Genomic DNA, 16,296 nt, shown 5'->3' with positions numbered 1-16,296 from the left:
AGCGAGTCGTTCAGGAAAGGATTTGGTCCAACAGGAGATGAATGCCCCGTTGCCAGTCTGGCAGATGTACGCCGAATGTTTCGACAAGCTTGCCCGTGTTCATGCGGGAATTGGCAGGCCGCGGCGCCGGCAATGGGTATGCGGTTGCCGGAATGGCCTCGATGCGATCCGGATCGACCTTGAGTTCGACCCCGAGCGCCTTGGCGTAACGCAGTACGGCGGTGGCGTAACCGTGCCAGGTCGTTTCACCCGCAGCAGCCAAGTGGTACACGCCGGACGGAAACGCTGCGCGATCGCCGGCCAACCAGGCCCGGGCGACAATCTGCGCGGTCACGTCTGCAATGAGTGCAGCCGTGGTGGGCGCGCCAAATTGGTCTGCAATCACGCGCAGGCTGTCTCGCTCGCGGCCGAGCTTCAGCATGGTCTTGGCAAAGTTGCCGCCATGCGCCCCAGCCACCCAGCACGTGCGCATGACCAACGCAGTCGCGCCCGACTGCGCGATCGCCTCTTCGCCGGCAAGCTTGCTCTTGCCATAGACCGACTGAGGATTGACGGGGTCGGTCTCGACATAGGCGCCGTCCTTGGTGCCGTCAAAGACATAGTCGGTGCTGTAGTGCACCAGGAGGCTGCCGAGGGCACGTGTCTCTTCAGCCAGCACGCCCGCTGCCGTGCTGTTGACGGCGAATGCCGTCTGGGCGTCTGTCTCGGCCTTGTCGACGGCGGTGTAAGCGGCGGGGTTGACGATGACGTCGGGGCGGTACTCGCGTACCACCTTGCGCAGCATGTCGGGCCGAGTGAGGTCACATGTGGCACGGTCCAGGGCAATCACGTCGCCCAAAGGCGCAAGGCTGCGCCGGAGCTCGAAGCCGACCTGACCGTTGCTTCCGGTCACCAGCAGGCTAGGGATGGGGCGCGCCTTATGCTGCATACTGCTTCGCAACCCAGTTCCGGTATTCGCCCGACACAACGTCCTGCACCCAAGCCTGGTTGTCCAGATACCACTGAACGGTCTTCCGGAGGCCGGTCTCGAAAGTCTCGGCCGGTTTCCAGCCAAGCTCACGCTCGAGCTTACGAGCATCGATCGCGTAGCGGCGATCGTGCCCGGGGCGGTCTTTCACGAAGGTGATCTGATCACGATAGGAGCCAGCAGCCTTCGGCTTCAGTTCATCAAGCAGATCGCAGAGGGTGTAGACCACATCGAGGTTGGTTTTCTCGTTCCAGCCGCCTACGTTGTACGTCTCACCCAGGCGCCCGCGCGCGAGTGCCTCCCGGATGGCAGCACAGTGGTCGCCCACGTACAGCCAATCGCGCACATTCTGGCCGTCACCGTACACCGGCAGCGGTTTGCCGCTGAGCGCATTGGTGATCATTAGCGGAATCAGCTTTTCCGGAAAATGGTACGGACCGTAGTTGTTGGAACAGTTGGTCGTCAGGACCGGCAGCCCGTACGTATGGTGATAGGCCCGCACGAGGTGGTCCGATGCTGCCTTGGACGCGGAGTACGGGCTGTTGGGTGCATAGGGCGTGGTTTCGGAGAACTGCGGATCGGTCGGGCCGAGCGAGCCAAAGACCTCGTCCGTCGAAACATGCAGGAAGCGGAATGCAGCCTTGGCTTCGTCGTCGAGCCCACTCCAATAGGCGCGTGCCGCCTCCAGCAGGGTGAAGGTGCCGACGATGTTGGTCTGAATAAACTCCCCGGGACCGTGGATGGAGCGGTCTACGTGGCTTTCGGCAGCAAAGTGAACCACCGCGCGCGGCCGGTATTGTGCGAACAGCCGGTCGAGCGCAGCACGATCGCAGATGTCCGTTTGCGAAAATACATGACGCGAATCTTGCTCGACTGCCGCCAGCGTCTTGCGGTTGCCCGCGTAGGTCAGTTTATCGACGTTGACGATACCGTCAGCGCTCGGGTCCGCTAACCAGTTCAGAACGAAATTGCCACCAATAAAGCCGGCACCGCCGGTGACCAGAATGTAGGACAAACTGTGTACTCCTTGCCGCGCCTTCCGCGTGCCTCGGGAATCCGCCCTGCCGCCCCTGCGGGGACCAGCGGAAATTGTCAAATTTTGAGGGAAGTCGCGTATTCTATCTGACCCCCGTACATGCCCTGCTAAAGCGCTCGATCTTTTTGTAGCGCGTTGTAACAATTGCGATTGCAACACCTCGTCCGGTTCAAATGCGCGGCTGAGTGCACATGGAACATCTGCAAAAGACTCCCCACGCCATCGGCGACCTCCAAGGCTGCTGCTCCCCCCTCCAGACTCTGCTGGCCGCTCTCCCCGCCAACGCTCCCCTGCGCTTCGTCGGCGACCTCATCAACCGCGGCCCCGAGTCGCTGGCCACGCTGCGCCAAGTCATCGCACTTTGCGAGACCGGCCGTGCACGCACCGTCCTGGGCAACCACGACATCCACCTATTGGCCGTAGCTGCGGGAGTGCGCAAACCCGGCAAGCGCGACACGCTCGGCGACATCCTCTCCACGCCCGATAGCGACCAGCTCATCACATGGCTGCGTCACCAGCCGCTGGCCATCTTCGAAAACGGTTTCCTGATGGTGCACGCCGGCGTTCTGCCGCAGTGGACGACTGGCGACGTACTGGAGCTGGCCGGTGCGGTGGAGCGCGAACTGCGCAGCCCGCATTGGAAAGCCTTCCTGGCCGATGCGTTTGGCAACCATCCAGACAAGTGGAGCAATGATCTCGTCGGCATGGACCGCCTGCGTCTGACCATCAACGCCCTGACGCGCCTACGCTTCTGCAAGCCAGACGGCACGATGGAGTTCGACACGACGGATGCCGATGGCGCTCCGGACGGCCACATGCCGTGGTTCGACGTGCCGGGCCGCCGCACGCGCGGCACGCCGATCGTGTTCGGGCATTGGTCCACACGCGGGCTGGTGATGCGCGACGATGTGATGGGCTTGGATACCGGCTGCGTGTGGGGAGGCAAGCTTACGGCTGCCAAGCTGTCGCTCGCGCCGGCCGGACGTGACGTGATCCAGGTGGATTGCGAGCAGGCGCAGGACCCGCTCGCGCACAAAAAGAAATAGCCGGTTGACCTAGCCCGCGCGAGCGATCAGGTTGGCAACGGCTTCCTGGCTATGTGCAGCCAGCGCCCGGCGGTCCATCTCGGGGGCCACGGCGGGGCCTACGAACACCTCCACCACCAACGGCGGCCCGTTCAGCATGGCGTTGATCGTATCCATCATCGACAGATCGCCGATATACGCGGGAATGGTCGTCAACTCGCCCGTCGCGGCAATGCGATAGCGCAGCGCCAGCGGGCGGATCGGTGCGCCTGCGCTGACCGGCGCCTGAAAAAGGTTGGCGTGGAACGGCAGCAGCTGCAGCCCGTCAGACGTCGTCCCTTCAGGAAACACGCAAATGGCATCGCCAGAACGCATTGCATCGGCAATGACGTGCATGATGCGATGCGCATCGCGCTTGCGGGCGCGCTCGACGAACAGCACGCCGGTCTGCGCGCACAGCCAGCCAATCACCGGCCAGCTGCGGATCTCTGATTTGGCGACGAAGCGCGGCGGGTACCAACTGTTGATCGCGTAGATGTCGATCCACGACACGTGGTTGGACACCAGCATGGAGCCGGCCAGTTCCGGGCCCGCGACGGGCTCGCCATGCACCACGAGCGACACGCGGAAGAGCGCGAGCAACTTGCGCGACCACCGCTGAATCAGCGCCTGCTTGGTGTGCGGCTTGATCCACCAGAACAGCAGCGCGCACGTGATCAGGCCTTCGACCAGATGTACGAGCAAACGCAGCTTGCGCAGCACATGCTTGCGCTGCAGCGAGCTGGCCTCGGCGGGCGCGCTTGCCACGCGCTGATCAATGCCCGTCATAGGCAAGGTGGCCGGCGACCATTGTGGCGCGCACGCGGCCGGCCAGCTCAAAGCCCAGGTAGGGCGAGTTCTTGCCTTGGCTGCGCAGAGCGCGAGGCTCAAGTTTCCAGGTCGCTTCCGGATCGAACACACACACATCGGCCATCGCACCCACTTCCAGCGAGCCCGCACGCAGGCCCAGCACGCGAGCAGGCTCGCTGGTGATGCGGGCCAGCGCCTTCGAAAGCTCGACCTTGTGTTCGGTGGCCCAGCGCAACGTGAGCGGCAGCAGGGTTTCGAGGCCGGTCGCGCCCGGCGTGGCCTCGGCAAACGGTAGCAGCTTCTCGTCGTCATCCACGGGCGTGTGGTCGGAACAGATCGCGTCGATCGTGCCATCCGCCAGCGCACGCACGATGCCATCGCGGTCGCGCCCGGAACGCAGCGGCGGCACAAAGCGCATCTGCGAATTGAAGTAGCCGATATCGATGTCGGTGAGCGAGATATGGTGGACGTTCACATCGCACGTGACCGGCAGGCCTTCGGCTTTTGCGCGGCGTACAAGCTCGATGCCGGCGGCCGACGACAAACGGCACAGGTGAACGCGGGCGCCTGTGCTGCGAATCAGTTCGAAGATGGTGTGCAGGCGCACCGTCTCGGCGATTACCGGCACACCCGAGAGGCCCAGGCGTGAAGCCAGCGGGCCGCTTGCGGCCACGCCGCCCTTGCCCAGATACGGGTCTTCGGGGCGCAGCCAGACGGTGAAGCCAAAGGTCTGCGCGTATTGCAGCGCACGCATCAGCACTTGCGTGTCGGCCATCGGCGCATCGGTCTGCGAGAAGCCCACGCAGCCAGACTCTGTCAATTCGGCCATCTCCGTCAGCACCGCGCCCTTCAAGCCGACAGTGAGCGCACCGAGCGGATACACATGCGCCTGGTTCAGGTTGCGCGCGCGAAACTTGAGCATCTCGACCAGGCCGGGTTCGTCCAGCACAGGATCGGTGTCCGGCGGGCACACCAGCGAGGTCACGCCGCCGGCCATGGCCGCGGCCATTTCCGATTCGAGCGTGGCCTTGTATTCGAAACCCGGCTCGCGCAGGCGGGCGGACAAGTCAATCAGGCCCGGGCAAACAACCAAGCCCGTCGCGTCGATGGTCTTGTTGGCATGGAAATCTGCCGGCGCGTGGCCGACACCGACCACCTTGCTTGCCGCGATGTACAAGTCCTGTTGTGCGTCGATACCGTTGGCCGGGTCGATCAGGCGGCCGCCTTTGATATGCAGTTTCATTGCTCTTCTTAGTCGTTGTTGCCAGCCACGATGCCCATGACCGCCATGCGCACCGCGATGCCGAACGTCACCTGATTCAGGATCACCGATTGCACACCGTCGGCCACGGCGGAGTCGATCTCCACGCCGCGGTTCATCGGGCCGGGGTGCATGACGATGGCGTCCGGCTTGGCCAGCGCCAGGCGGTCCTGCGTGAGGCCGTAGGCCTTGAAGTATTCCTGCGCGGAGGGCAACAGCGCACCGCTCATGCGCTCGTTCTGCAGGCGCAGCATGATGACCACATCCACGCCCTTCAGGCCCTCTTCCATGTTGTGGAAGACCCGCACGCCCATGTGCTCCAGTCCGCCCGGCAACAGCGTGCGCGGGCCGATGGCACGCACTTCGGCGCAACCCAGCGTCGTCAGCGCGTGGATGTCGGAACGCGCCACGCGCGAGTGCAGGATGTCGCCGACGATCGCCACCGTCAGGTTGGAAAAATCCTTCTTGTAGTGACGGATGGTGAACATGTCGAGCAGCCCCTGCGTGGGGTGTGCATGACGGCCATCGCCCGCATTGATCACGTGCACATGCGGCGCCACGTGCTCGGCGATCAGGTACGGCGCCCCGGAACTGGCATGCCGCACGACAAACATGTCCGCCTGCATCGCCGACAGATTGTTGATCGTGTCGAGCAGCGACTCGCCCTTGCTCGTGGAAGACGCATTGATGTTCAGATTGATCACGTCCGCCGACAGCCGCTTGGCTGCGATCTCGAACGTGGTGCGCGTGCGCGTGGAATTCTCGAAGAACAGGTTGAACACGCTCTTGCCGCGCAGCAGCGGCACCTTCTTCACCTCGCGGTCGGAATCCGATACGGAGACGAACTGCTGCGCGGTGTCCAGCACGTGCGTGAGGATGTCGCGCGACAATCCCTCGATCGACAGCAGGTGCTTAAGCTCGCCGTTTTTCGTGAGCTGCGGGTTGGCAAAAGTCTTGGGCATGGAGAAACGAAAGGCGACGAGGTCAGTACAGGTCAGGTCAAAGCCGGTGCGGTGCGCGCTTGAAGTCAGGTGCCCTTGGGCTCGCGCGTGAAGGTGAAGCGCGCGGCAGCGCCCTCGCCGGCTTCGCTCAGCACGAGCGATTCATCGGCGGGCAGCGTGATGCGTTCCCCGATGTAATCCGGCGCAACAGGCAGTTGGCGTTCACCGCGGTCGACCAGCACGGCCAGTTCCACCGCCGCCGGACGGCCGTAGTCGAACAGCTCGTTGATGGCCGCGCGGATGGTGCGGCCGCTGGCCAGCACGTCGTCCACCAGGAGGATGCGGCGCTCGTTCACATCGAACGGCAGCGTGGTCGGTTGCGCCTTGGCGTGCAGGCCCTTCTTCGCGTAGTCGTCGCGGTGCATGGCAACGTTGACGACGCCGTATTCCGGCAGGCCAAGGTCATGCGCCAGCCGCTTGGCGATCCAGGCGCCGCCGCTGACAATGCCGGCCACCGACCAGGTGTGGCCGTCGGCCAGCCGCGTGCGCAGTTGTGCAACGAGGCTCTGGTACAGCGCCTCGGCATCGATCTGTTGCGATGTCATGCGTGTTCGTCGAAAAACTGTTGGAGGATGATGCGCGCGGCTTCTGCGTCGAGCACATCGTCGGAGGCACCGGCATCCTGCGCAGCGATGGACGAATAACGCTCATCCACCCAGGTGACCGGCAGACCATAGCGGCCGTGCAATTGATTGCCGAAGCGCTTGGCGAGCTTGATCATCGGCTGTTCCTCTCCGTCGGGGTGGACCGGCATGCCGACCACAAAACCCACAGGCTGCCATTCTCCGACCAGCCGGCTGATCTGCGCGAAGCGGAAATCGACCGAGCGGTTCGGAATGGTTTCCAGCGCCCGTGCCGAACGCGTGATGGAATTGCCGAGCGCCACGCCAATGCGCTTTTCGCCGTAATCGAATGCCAGCAAGGTGCCTTCTGCGGGCATGGGAGCGGGGGCCGGACGTGCCGGCTCAGGCATGCCCGGCCTCACCCGACAGCATGGCGGGGTTGATGCCGAGCAGATTCAGCGCCGCGGCAAACCGCGCTTCCGGAGGCACGTTGAAGATGATCTCGGGATCGGCCTGGACGGTCAGCCAGCCGTTGCGGCTGATTTCGTCTTCCAGTTGACCGGCACTCCAGCCGGCATACCCGAGGGTCAGGATGAAACGGTGGGGGCCGCCGCCCTGGGCGACGGCTTCCAGCACATCCTTGGAGGTGGTCATTTCCAGCCCGCCAGGGACCGCCAGCGACGACGAATACGCGCCCGTGGCGTCGTGCAGCACAAACCCGCGCTCGGTCTGCACCGGGCCGCCGTAGTACACGGATTGTTCTGCCAGGGGATGGATTTCGAGCTTGAGGTCGATCTTGTCGAACAGCGTCGCCAAGTCGATGTCGATGGGGCGGTTGATGACGAGCCCAAGCGCACCGCGCTCGTTGTGCTCGCACATGTACACGACCGTGCCCGAAAACGTGGAGTCCGCCATGCCGGGCATAGCGATCAGGAACTGATTCGTGAGATTGATAAGTGCGTCAGGCGAGGCCATGGGGGGAGTTTACCAAAAGCCCCCGGCCGCTGCCCCTCTCATTTGGAGGAATCGGCCTTCAGCGCAAGGTTTTTTGGGATTACGCATTGTGCCGCTTCAGGCACTTGGCCCGGTTGCATGGGGTGGCGTGGTGTTTAGCGCTTCCAGATCGGCGGCTTCCAGCCAGCGCCATTCGCCCGGCGCCAGATCCCCCAGCGACAACCCGCCAATGGCGCTGCGGTGCAAGCCAGCCACATGGTTACCGGCGGCGGCCACCATGCGTTTCACTTGGTGGTATTTGCCCTGCGTGAGCGCCATGCGCAAGTGGTGCGTGCCGACGCGCTCGGCCCAGGCGGCGGCAACGTTTTCATTTTCGTCAGCCAGCAGCACGCCGGCGCACAGCTGGGCGATCTGCGCCTCGGTCACGGGCTCGGCGGTGGTGATCTCGTACACCTTGGGCACCTGGTGGCGCGGGCTGGTGATGGTGTGGACGAACTGGCCGTCGTCGGTCAGCAGCAGCAACCCCGTGGTGTCCTGGTCGAGCCGCCCGACGCACTGCACGGCGCGCTCGCGCAGCGGCACCGGCAGCAGCGTGTACACGCTCGGATGATGTTTCGGCTTTTGCGAGCACTCCACGCCGGCCGGCTTGTTGAGCATCAGATAGGCGCGGGCGTGGTATGCCCAGCGTTCGCCGTCGACATCCAGGACCAGGCCGGCGGTATCGACCAGCGCATCGGGGCTTTCCATCTCGACGCCGTTGACGAAGACCAGCCCCGCGAGGACGAGGTCCTTGCAATAGCGGCGGGTGCCGAAACCCTGGGATTGGAGGATGCGATACAGCGGAAGACGGGAAGAATCAGCCATGACAACAACGTGAACAAAACAAAAAGGGGCGAATTTTGCGATACGCTCCGCCAGTCTAAAGAGCAACCGATTCCATCCGATGCCTTCCACCGCCCCAAGCCGCCAGCCTTACAACATCGGAGCGCACTTCCAGCGTGGTCTGGTGTGGTTCCGGCGCGATCTGCGGCACGTTGACCACGCGGCGCTGCATTATGCCTTGCGGCACTGCCGCGAGGTCTATTGCGTGTTCGTGTTCGATCGCGACATCCTCGACGCGCTGCTTGCGCGCGGGCTCAAGTCCGACCGCCGCGTCGAGTTCATCCGTGCGTCCATCGAAGAACTCCGCGGCGCATTGCGCGAGACCGGCGGCGACCTGATCGTCGTCCATGACCACCCACGCCACGCGATTCCGGAGATCGCGCGCCAGCTCAACGTCGAAGCGGTTTTCGCCAACCATGATGAAGAACCTTCTGCACAAGCCCGCGACGAAGCGGTGCGCAAAGCATTGGCGCAGCAGCCGTGCGCTTGGTTCGACTTCAAGGATCAGGTGATCTTCGAGCGCGACGAGATCCTGAATGGGCAAGGCAAACCGTACGGCGTCTTCACGCCTTACAAGAACGCCTGGTTGGCCGCGCTGACGCCGTTCGACTTGCGCGCGTATCCGACAGAGCCCTACTTCGGCGCGCTGGCGAAGCCGCCTGAGGCACTTGCGCACCCAACGCCGGCGCTGGAAGCGATGGGCTTCGCCCGCACCAATCTGTCGGAAATCGCCCTGCCCAGCGGCATGTCGGGCGGGCAAACCCTGCTCGACGAATTTGAAGAGCGCATGGACGACTACCATGCGCGCCGCGACTTTCCCGCCGTGCGCGGGCCCAGCTATCTGTCAACGCATTTGCGCTTTGGCACCGTGTCGATCCGCACGCTGGCCGCGCGTGCCCATGCCTCCATGCTGCGCGGCAGCCGGGGCGCGGCGACGTGGCTGTCGGAACTGGTCTGGCGGGATTTCTATTTCATGATCCTGCACCACCGCCCCGATCTGGCCGACGGCGCCGCGTTCCATCCGGAATTCGATCGTATCCGCTGGGTGGACGGCGACACTGGCGACGCGCGCTTTGAAGCGTGGAAGGCCGCGCGCACCGGTTATCCGCTCGTCGATGCGGCCATGCTGCAGATTTTCCAGAGCGGCTACATGCACAACCGCCTGCGCATGGTCGCGGCCAGTTTTCTCATCAAGGATCTTGGTATCGACTGGCGGCGCGGCGAGCAGTATTTTGCCGACGTGCTCAACGATTTCGACTTTTCCGCCAACAACGGCGGCTGGCAGTGGGCCGCGTCCAGTGGGTGCGACGCGCAACCGTGGTTCCGCATCTTCAACCCCGTCACGCAATCGGAGAAGTTCGACCCGCAAGGCCGCTTCATCCGCAAGTACCTGCCGCAACTGGCGAAGCTGCCCGACAAGTACATCCATGCGCCATGGACGGCACCGGCCAATGTGTTGAAGGAAGCAAGCGTGGTACTGGGCGAGACGTATCCGCTGCCCATCGTCGACCACGCGGCCGCCCGCGCAGCAACGCTCGACCGCTATGCCGTCACCAAGGCACATCGCACATCGGGCGCTGAGGCTGCGGCACTCAGCAAAGCCGGCGCCGACGATTGAAGATCACCACCCGCCAAAAACTACGGGCCGGTGTGTTACCGGCCCGTAGTTGTTTCTGCGAAGCGTCTCGTCAGCCTGCCTTGGCCGCCGGTGCGCGCTCGCCGATGAGGTTGCGCAGATGCTGTAGCAACTCCTCTTCGTTGTACGGCTTGCCCAGGTAGACGTTCACGCCGATCTCCGCTGCGTAACGGCGGTGTTTGTCCGCCGTACGCGAGGTGATCATGATGATTGGCGTGGCGCCGATACGTTCGTCCGCACGCACGTTGCGTGTGAGGTCGAAACCATCCATGTGCGGCATTTCGATGTCGACGAGCATTGCGTCGGGCGTGATCTCCTGCAACTGACGCAGCGCATCCACACCGTCGCGTGCGAGCACGGCCTGGTAGCCGGAGCGCGTAAGCAAACGCTGCGTGACCTTGCGCACCGTAAGCGAATCGTCGACCACCATGACGATCGGCTGTGTGGCGAGGCCCGGCACGGCGTCGGTGCTGCCGTCGCGCTGCAGCTCGGCCACGGCGCCCGTGGCTTCCGGGTCTGACAGGCTGCGTGCAACCGCTTCGCGCTCAAAGCGCTGCGTGAGCACCACAGGGTTGTAGATCAGCACGATCTCGCCGTCGCCCAGCGTCGTTGCACCGGCAATACCTTCCAGACGCGCAAGGTGCGGGCCAATGTGCTTGACCACGACTTCGCGGTTGCCGATCACTTCATCGACATGCACGGCGGCGCGGTCAGCACCGTTGCGCACGACCACGGCCGGCGAGTACTTGCGCCCGCTTGTGACAGACGTCGCTTCTTCAAGCAGCGCGCCAAAGTAGTGGAACGGCACGGGGCCCGTCGGCAGTTGCAGCGCGGCGGCGTTGTACGCCTCGGCCAGCGCCTGCGGGCGCAGTTGCTGCACGTGGTCGATCATGCCCGACGGAATCGCGTACACACGCTCGCTCACACGCACCAGCAGCACCTGCGTAATCGCAGTCGTCAGCGGCAGGTGGATGGTGAAGCGCGTACCGACTTCCGGCGTGGTCTGCAGCGAAATCCGGCCGCCCAGGGCGACGGTTTCCGCACGCACCACGTCCATGCCCACGCCGCGGCCGGCCAGTTCCGACACCTGATCGGCCGTGGAGAAGCCCGGCGTGAAGATCATCTCGGTGAGGCGCGCGTCGCTGGCTTCTTCGTCGGCAGCCAGCAGTTGACGCTCCAACGCACGCGCGCGGATGCGATCGAGGTTCAGGCCCGCGCCGTCGTCGACGAAGTGCAGGACGACTTCGTTACCTTCCTGCTGCACTTCGAGCGTCAGTTCACCGGCGGGTGCCTTGCCCTTGGCGCGGCGCTCGTCGGCCGATTCAATGCCGTGCGCAACCGCATTCCGAATCATGTGTTCCAGCGGGCCGCCCATGCGGTCCAGCACGCTGCGATCCAGTTCTACCGTACCGCCCTTGATGAACAGCCGGACTTCCTTGCCGGTTTCCGCTGCTGCCTGGCGCGCCACGCGATACAGACGGTCGGCCACGGTATCGAACTGCACCATGCGCGCACGCATCAGGCTGCGCTGCAGACCGCGCGTGAGGCGCGCCTGCGTTTCCAGATCGAGCGATGCCTGATCGAAACCGCGGAACAAGTTCTGCTGCACCGTCGCCACGTCGTTGACGGACTCGGCCATCATCCGCGTGAGTTCCTGCAAGCGCGTGAATCGGTCGAACTCCAGCGGGTCGAACGACTCGTCGTGCGCAGCCGCATCAGCAATGCGCGACTCCATCTGCGTTTCGGCCTGGATTTCGATCTCACGCACCTGCGAGCGCAAACGCGCCACGTTGTCGTTCAGTTCCGACAGATAGGTCTTCAGCGCATCGACTTCCGACTCAAGGCGCGCACGCGCCGCTCCGACTTCACCCGCATCGTTGATGAGCGAATCGAGCGCACGCGCCTGCACCCGCACCATCGCGCGCTGGCGTTCGGCCACTTCCAGCGCCTCGGCTTCGGGGCTGCGCGTGCCGGCCAAATCTACGCTGGTGGCGGCCACTGCAGGCAGCATCGAACTACCGGACGGGCTTTGCGTTTCGGACGATGCCTGCGTGGCATCGGCGGCATCCGCAAGGCCGGCATCGAGCGGCAGCAGGTTGCCCGCGCCCAGCGCATCGACGTGCGCTTGAATGCGGTCGAACCACACGTAGAGCTTGCGGAACAGCGCGTCGTCCACGCGGTTCTGCCGCAGGCCGCCTTCAATGGCACTTTCCATTTCGTGCGCGGCCTGACCCAGCGTCATGGCACCGGCCATGCGCGCACTGCCCTTGACGGTGTGCAGGTTGCGCAGGAGGAGGCCGGCGGCATTGCGGTCTTGCGGCGCGGCTTCCCAAGCGCGCAGATGCTGACCCAGCTCGGGCAGCGCGACGTGCGCTTCTTCCAGGAAGATCTCAAGCAGCGCCGGGTCGAGCGCGTCTGCCGGCGCCTGGCGGACCAGTTCACCCACGGCAGGTTCGGCAACCGGCGACTCGTGCACCGGCACGAACGTCGGCGCAACCGGTGCCGGGTCAAACTCGGGCTCGCCAGCCGAACCGGCAGTTTCATTCTCGGCCTGTTCGGCTTCGGAGAAGGCAGCGGGTGCCGGCTCCAGCGGCAGGCGCGGCCGCACGAGCAGGCGCTCGCACAGCTCGTCCAGGCTGCGGCGCAGCGGCTCGTCAGTGTCCGGCCACAGGCTGGCGGCAAATTGATGCAGCATGCCGCGCATGCGCTCGACGGCTTGATCGAGCAGACGGAAATCGCCCGGATGCATCGCCACTGGCCGGCTGTTCAGGTTCAACAGCACCTGCTCCAGCGCCCCAGCCAACTGGCGCACGGGCTCCAGCTCAACCACGGCGGAACTGCCTTGCAGCGTGTGCGCGGCGCGCAGGGCCAGCTCGCTCGGCGGCGTGCGGCCTTCGTGGCGCCACTCCGAGAAATCCACACCCAGGCGGCGGATCAGATCATCGGCTTCCTGCAGGTAGACGTTGTACAGCGCCACGCTGATGCGGACCGGACCAATCTCCTTTACACCATCGTCGTGCGGTAACTCTTCCGGCTCGCCGGTCTGCGCGAACGGGAATGGGATCACCTTGGCGTCGGCATCGGCGGCAAGCGGTTCAGCGGCGGCTTCCTGATGCGCCTCTTCAACGTGCTCTGTAACCGGCTCGACGCCCTCATGCTCGACGACCGGTGCGGTGGCGTCGGACACCGGCGCCTCGGCTTCAGGGATCGCTGGTTCGTCGTCCCATGTGAGCGCGACCGCGTCTTCGGCTTCAGCAACGGGGGCATCCGGCGCGGCCAATTCCAACGACGGTTCAGCGACTGCGTCGTGCGATGCGGTTTCAGCCGCCGGCGCTTCCACCCGATGCGGCTCTGCGTATTCAGCGGCCGGAGCAGCTTCGGCTGGCTCAGACGTCGGCACGGCCTCCAGCCACACGAATGGGCCGCCATGGCGCACGCGCTCTGCGGCGGCGACCAGCGGTTCGATGGCGTGATCGGCTTGGGGCGTTTGCGCGATGGCAGCGGCCCACGTCGACAACTCGGACTCGGCGCGCGTGAGGAGCGCGGCCAGGTCAGGCGTCGGCACACGGCTCTCGGCCAGCCAGACATTCATCACCTGCTCGATGGCCCAGGCCGCTTCGCCATAGCGCGTGAGCCCGACCATGCGGCCCGAGCCCTTGAGCGTGTGGAACGCGCGGCGCAGCTGCGTAAGCAAGTCCAGGTCCGAACCGGCAGCCAGACCGCCGGTGCCCATGTCGGCAGCGGCCTGCAGACCCTGCAGATCGGCGCGCACGCCGGCTAGCACTTCTTCGGCTTCAGACAGGAAGATGTCGAGCAGCTCGGCATCAATGGATTGGGTATCCCGTGCGGCAGTTGGCGCAGGTGCGGCGGCGGCAGGCGCGGCAACCGGTGCAGCCAATGCGGCCTGCATCCGCTCAAGCGCGCCGGGGCTGCCAACCTGCCATGCATCGAACTGGGCCAGCGCCTCTTCCAGGCGGCGTCGGCGAGCCGGATCGTCGTCGATGGCGGCGGCATCGCGCGCTTCCTGCAGCGCAGTGCGCAGCTCCGCAGCCAGCGGGTCGGTCGGGTCGACCGGTTGCTTGGCCAGCAGGCGATCGAGCAACGATTGCAGCGGCGACGCCGCATCGGCGTTGGCCGCGTCTGCGCCGGACTGCGTTTCGGACTGAGGCTCGCGGCGGGCCAGCATGCCGGATTCGGTATCGAAGACGAACTCGCGCCATGCGGTCTCGCGCGCATTCGGGGTCAACTGGCCTTCGATGACGATCTCGTCGACTTGGCCACCGGTCAACTCTGTGCCGGCGGAGAGTGCATCCAGCAGGGCCTGCAGGCCGCTGACGTTGGCGGCCAGCGCGGCCAGGTAGCGTTCGCGATCGGCGGTTGCGCCTTCGCCCGCAGCTTGTAGAGCGTTGATGGTCGACTGCGCAGCTTCGGTGGCATGCACCGCCTCATAGGCGTCCAGCGCGGCGAAGGCGTTTTGCATCTCGCCGAACAGACGGGCGGCTTCCTGAAGACCGCCGCTTTCTTCGCCTTCGCGCTCGAAAGCATCGAGGTGCGTTTCGGCGGATGCCAGCTGCGTTTGCAGTGCGCGAACCTGTTCAGCACGCGTGCGGCGTTGCACAGCTTCTCCGGCCAGCAGCGTGAGCCATGCAGGTGCCGGCACGGCCTGACCGTCTTGCGCGACGCGGGCGTGTTCGGCCAATTCACTGCAGCGAGCGGCAAACCACGCGCTGCGCAAATCGCCGGATTCACCATGCAGCGCCCACGGGCGGGCCAGCATGCGCGATAGGAATTGCAGCGTAGGGGCAACGTCCTGCCCGGCAGCTTCGGTCAGGCGATTCGACAGCTCAGACAGCGCCGGCTGACCGAGCGCATCGGCATGCAGCGCCAGCGTCTGCAGTGCAGCGTCGAGTTCGTCCGCAGCGGGCGCAGGTTGTTGGCTCAGTGTTTCGAGCGAGCGGCCGACGCGTTGCAGCGTGTCGCTGGTATCCGTCGGCAGCAGCGCGTAATACTGGCGCGTGTGCAGTGCGCCAGCCGGTGCGTGCGTAGGCGGAATCGCAAAGGCCTCAACACACGCCACGATGTCCGGGCCGAGCGTGTCGTCGCCCACCGGCGTTGCCGGCGCGTTGCTGTACGCCATGCCGGCCAGCAAATACAGCGCGTCGGTCAGCAGGCCTTGCGGCAGATGGACATTGTTGTGCGAGTACTGGCGCAGCAGCAGGTTGACGCGTGCGGCGAGGCGCTTGGCGGTCATGTCGGCCGGCACCAGGCCAGCACGCAGGGCACCAAAGGTCAGGGCCAGCACGAGCCACAGATCGCGGTGCAGATCGTCTCCGGCGCGGCGCGGTTCACGCTCAAGCGCGCGGATGCCATGCAGCAGGTCTTCCAGCGGGGCGTAGGCCGCTGCGGCGGCCGACGGATCCACCACCGCTCCATCGGCGTTCGAGGCCGGCGCCCGCAGCGCGGTCAGCAAGGCGAGCTCGAACTTGCGGCGCAGGCGCGCCAGGCCCGGCAGATCGCGCGAGGGCAGCAGTAGCGCCGGCAGGTGCCGCAACTCATCGGCCCACAGGTCGGCCGGATGGATGCGCTCTTCGCCCAGGCGGGTCAGCACGGCCTGATACGGCTGGAACAGGCGCAGCGGCTCTTCGCCCATACCGGCCATCAGGTCGGCCACGTATTCCTGCAACGCCTGCACGGCGCGCGAGAACACATCCAGCGTCTGGGCGTCGGCTGGAACGGTGCCGGCATCCACTGCCTCAAGCAGGCGCTTGGCGGCCTGGCAATACACGTCGACACCGCGCAGGCCGACGATCAACAGCGCGCCGGCGGCCTGGTGCAGATACTGGCCGGCCAGGCGCAGCGATGTCGTATCGCGCGCACCGATGACCTCCGGATCGGCGATGACATCGGCTGCGTATTCGCCGAACTCGCGCACGGCATCGTCGAGCGCGGCGCGCATGTTGGGCGCAACCCACGCCAGCGCGGAGAGATCACGTGCGGGCACGGCGGCTTTCGGACGAACCGCGGGGGCCCCGGTCGCCTCAAGCGAGGCAGGATGGGACTGGGCGGGCTCGGCGGCAGATTGATGACGCATGTGTGCTTCCAAAAAGCAGGTGGCGGTTGCC

General features: G+C 65.2%; 12 protein-coding genes. 2 read left to right on the top strand and 10 right to left on the bottom strand.

Annotation, left to right across the window (positions count from 1 at the left end; all coding sequences use genetic code 11):
- Positions 1–10: 10 nt before the first annotated feature.
- A complete protein-coding gene (rfbD, locus tag RP6297_RS03095) occupies positions 11–928 on the bottom strand; it encodes a dTDP-4-dehydrorhamnose reductase (RefSeq protein WP_009238890.1) in 918 nt (305 codons plus the stop codon).
- Positions 918–1,982, bottom strand: a complete 1,065-nt coding sequence (rfbB, locus tag RP6297_RS03090; RefSeq protein WP_009238891.1) for a dTDP-glucose 4,6-dehydratase — start codon at positions 1,980–1,982, stop codon at positions 918–920. Before rfbB ends, rfbD begins: the two co-directional genes overlap by 11 nt.
- 212 nt (positions 1,983–2,194) lie before the next feature.
- Here rfbB and RP6297_RS03085 point away from each other — a divergent pair, with 212 nt between their 5' ends.
- On the top strand, positions 2,195–3,049 hold the full coding sequence (locus RP6297_RS03085) for a symmetrical bis(5'-nucleosyl)-tetraphosphatase (protein WP_009238892.1): 855 nt from the start codon (positions 2,195–2,197) through the stop codon (positions 3,047–3,049).
- A 9-nt stretch (positions 3,050–3,058) separates the two neighbouring features.
- Here RP6297_RS03085 and RP6297_RS03080 read toward each other — a convergent pair whose 3' ends face one another.
- The 7 genes from RP6297_RS03080 to RP6297_RS03050 all read right to left on the bottom strand — a co-directional run bounded on the left by RP6297_RS03080 (position 3,059) and on the right by RP6297_RS03050 (position 8,520).
- Complete coding sequence (locus RP6297_RS03080; protein ID WP_009238893.1) at positions 3,059–3,856, bottom strand: lysophospholipid acyltransferase family protein; 798 nt, start codon at positions 3,854–3,856, stop codon at positions 3,059–3,061.
- Positions 3,843–5,120: a dihydroorotase gene (locus RP6297_RS03075; RefSeq protein ID WP_009238894.1), complete on the bottom strand. Its 1,278-nt coding sequence runs from the start codon at positions 5,118–5,120 to the stop codon at positions 3,843–3,845. The genes RP6297_RS03080 and RP6297_RS03075 overlap by 14 nt, the downstream gene beginning before the upstream one ends.
- Before the next feature lie 8 nt (positions 5,121–5,128).
- Entirely contained in the window at positions 5,129–6,100 is a 972-nt protein-coding gene (locus RP6297_RS03070; protein WP_009238895.1) for an aspartate carbamoyltransferase catalytic subunit, read from the bottom strand.
- A 65-nt stretch (positions 6,101–6,165) separates the two neighbouring features.
- A complete protein-coding gene (gene pyrR / locus RP6297_RS03065) occupies positions 6,166–6,684 on the bottom strand; it encodes a bifunctional pyr operon transcriptional regulator/uracil phosphoribosyltransferase PyrR (RefSeq protein WP_009238896.1) in 519 nt (172 codons plus the stop codon).
- Complete coding sequence (ruvX, locus tag RP6297_RS03060) at positions 6,681–7,112, bottom strand: Holliday junction resolvase RuvX (protein ID WP_009238897.1); 432 nt, start codon at positions 7,110–7,112, stop codon at positions 6,681–6,683. Before ruvX ends, pyrR begins: the two co-directional genes overlap by 4 nt.
- The gene (locus tag RP6297_RS03055) at positions 7,105–7,677 is read right to left on the bottom strand and encodes a YqgE/AlgH family protein (RefSeq protein WP_009238898.1); all 573 of its coding nucleotides are present in this window, start codon (positions 7,675–7,677) and stop codon (positions 7,105–7,107) included. Before RP6297_RS03055 ends, ruvX begins: the two co-directional genes overlap by 8 nt.
- 96 nt (positions 7,678–7,773) lie before the next feature.
- Positions 7,774–8,520, bottom strand: coding sequence for a pseudouridine synthase (locus RP6297_RS03050; protein ID WP_009238899.1), 747 nt, complete (start codon positions 8,518–8,520; stop codon positions 7,774–7,776).
- 79 nt (positions 8,521–8,599) lie between these two features.
- Here RP6297_RS03050 and RP6297_RS03045 point away from each other — a divergent pair, with 79 nt between their 5' ends.
- Complete coding sequence (locus RP6297_RS03045) at positions 8,600–10,156, top strand: cryptochrome/photolyase family protein (protein ID WP_009238900.1); 1,557 nt, start codon at positions 8,600–8,602, stop codon at positions 10,154–10,156.
- Between the two features lie 70 nt (positions 10,157–10,226).
- Here the strand turns inward: RP6297_RS03045 and RP6297_RS03040 are convergent, their stop codons facing one another.
- Positions 10,227–16,265 carry a hybrid sensor histidine kinase/response regulator gene (locus RP6297_RS03040; RefSeq protein WP_009238901.1) on the bottom strand — a complete coding sequence of 2,013 codons (6,039 nt, stop codon included), beginning with the start codon at positions 16,263–16,265 and terminating at the stop codon, positions 10,227–10,229.
- Positions 16,266–16,296 lie beyond the last annotated feature (31 nt).

The organism is Ralstonia pickettii (assembly GCF_016466415.2).
In the GTDB taxonomy this organism is placed as follows: Bacteria; Pseudomonadota; Gammaproteobacteria; order Burkholderiales; family Burkholderiaceae; genus Ralstonia; species Ralstonia pickettii.
Note: the sequence above shows the minus strand (reverse complement) of the source record. Positions and strands in the feature narration are given on the sequence as shown.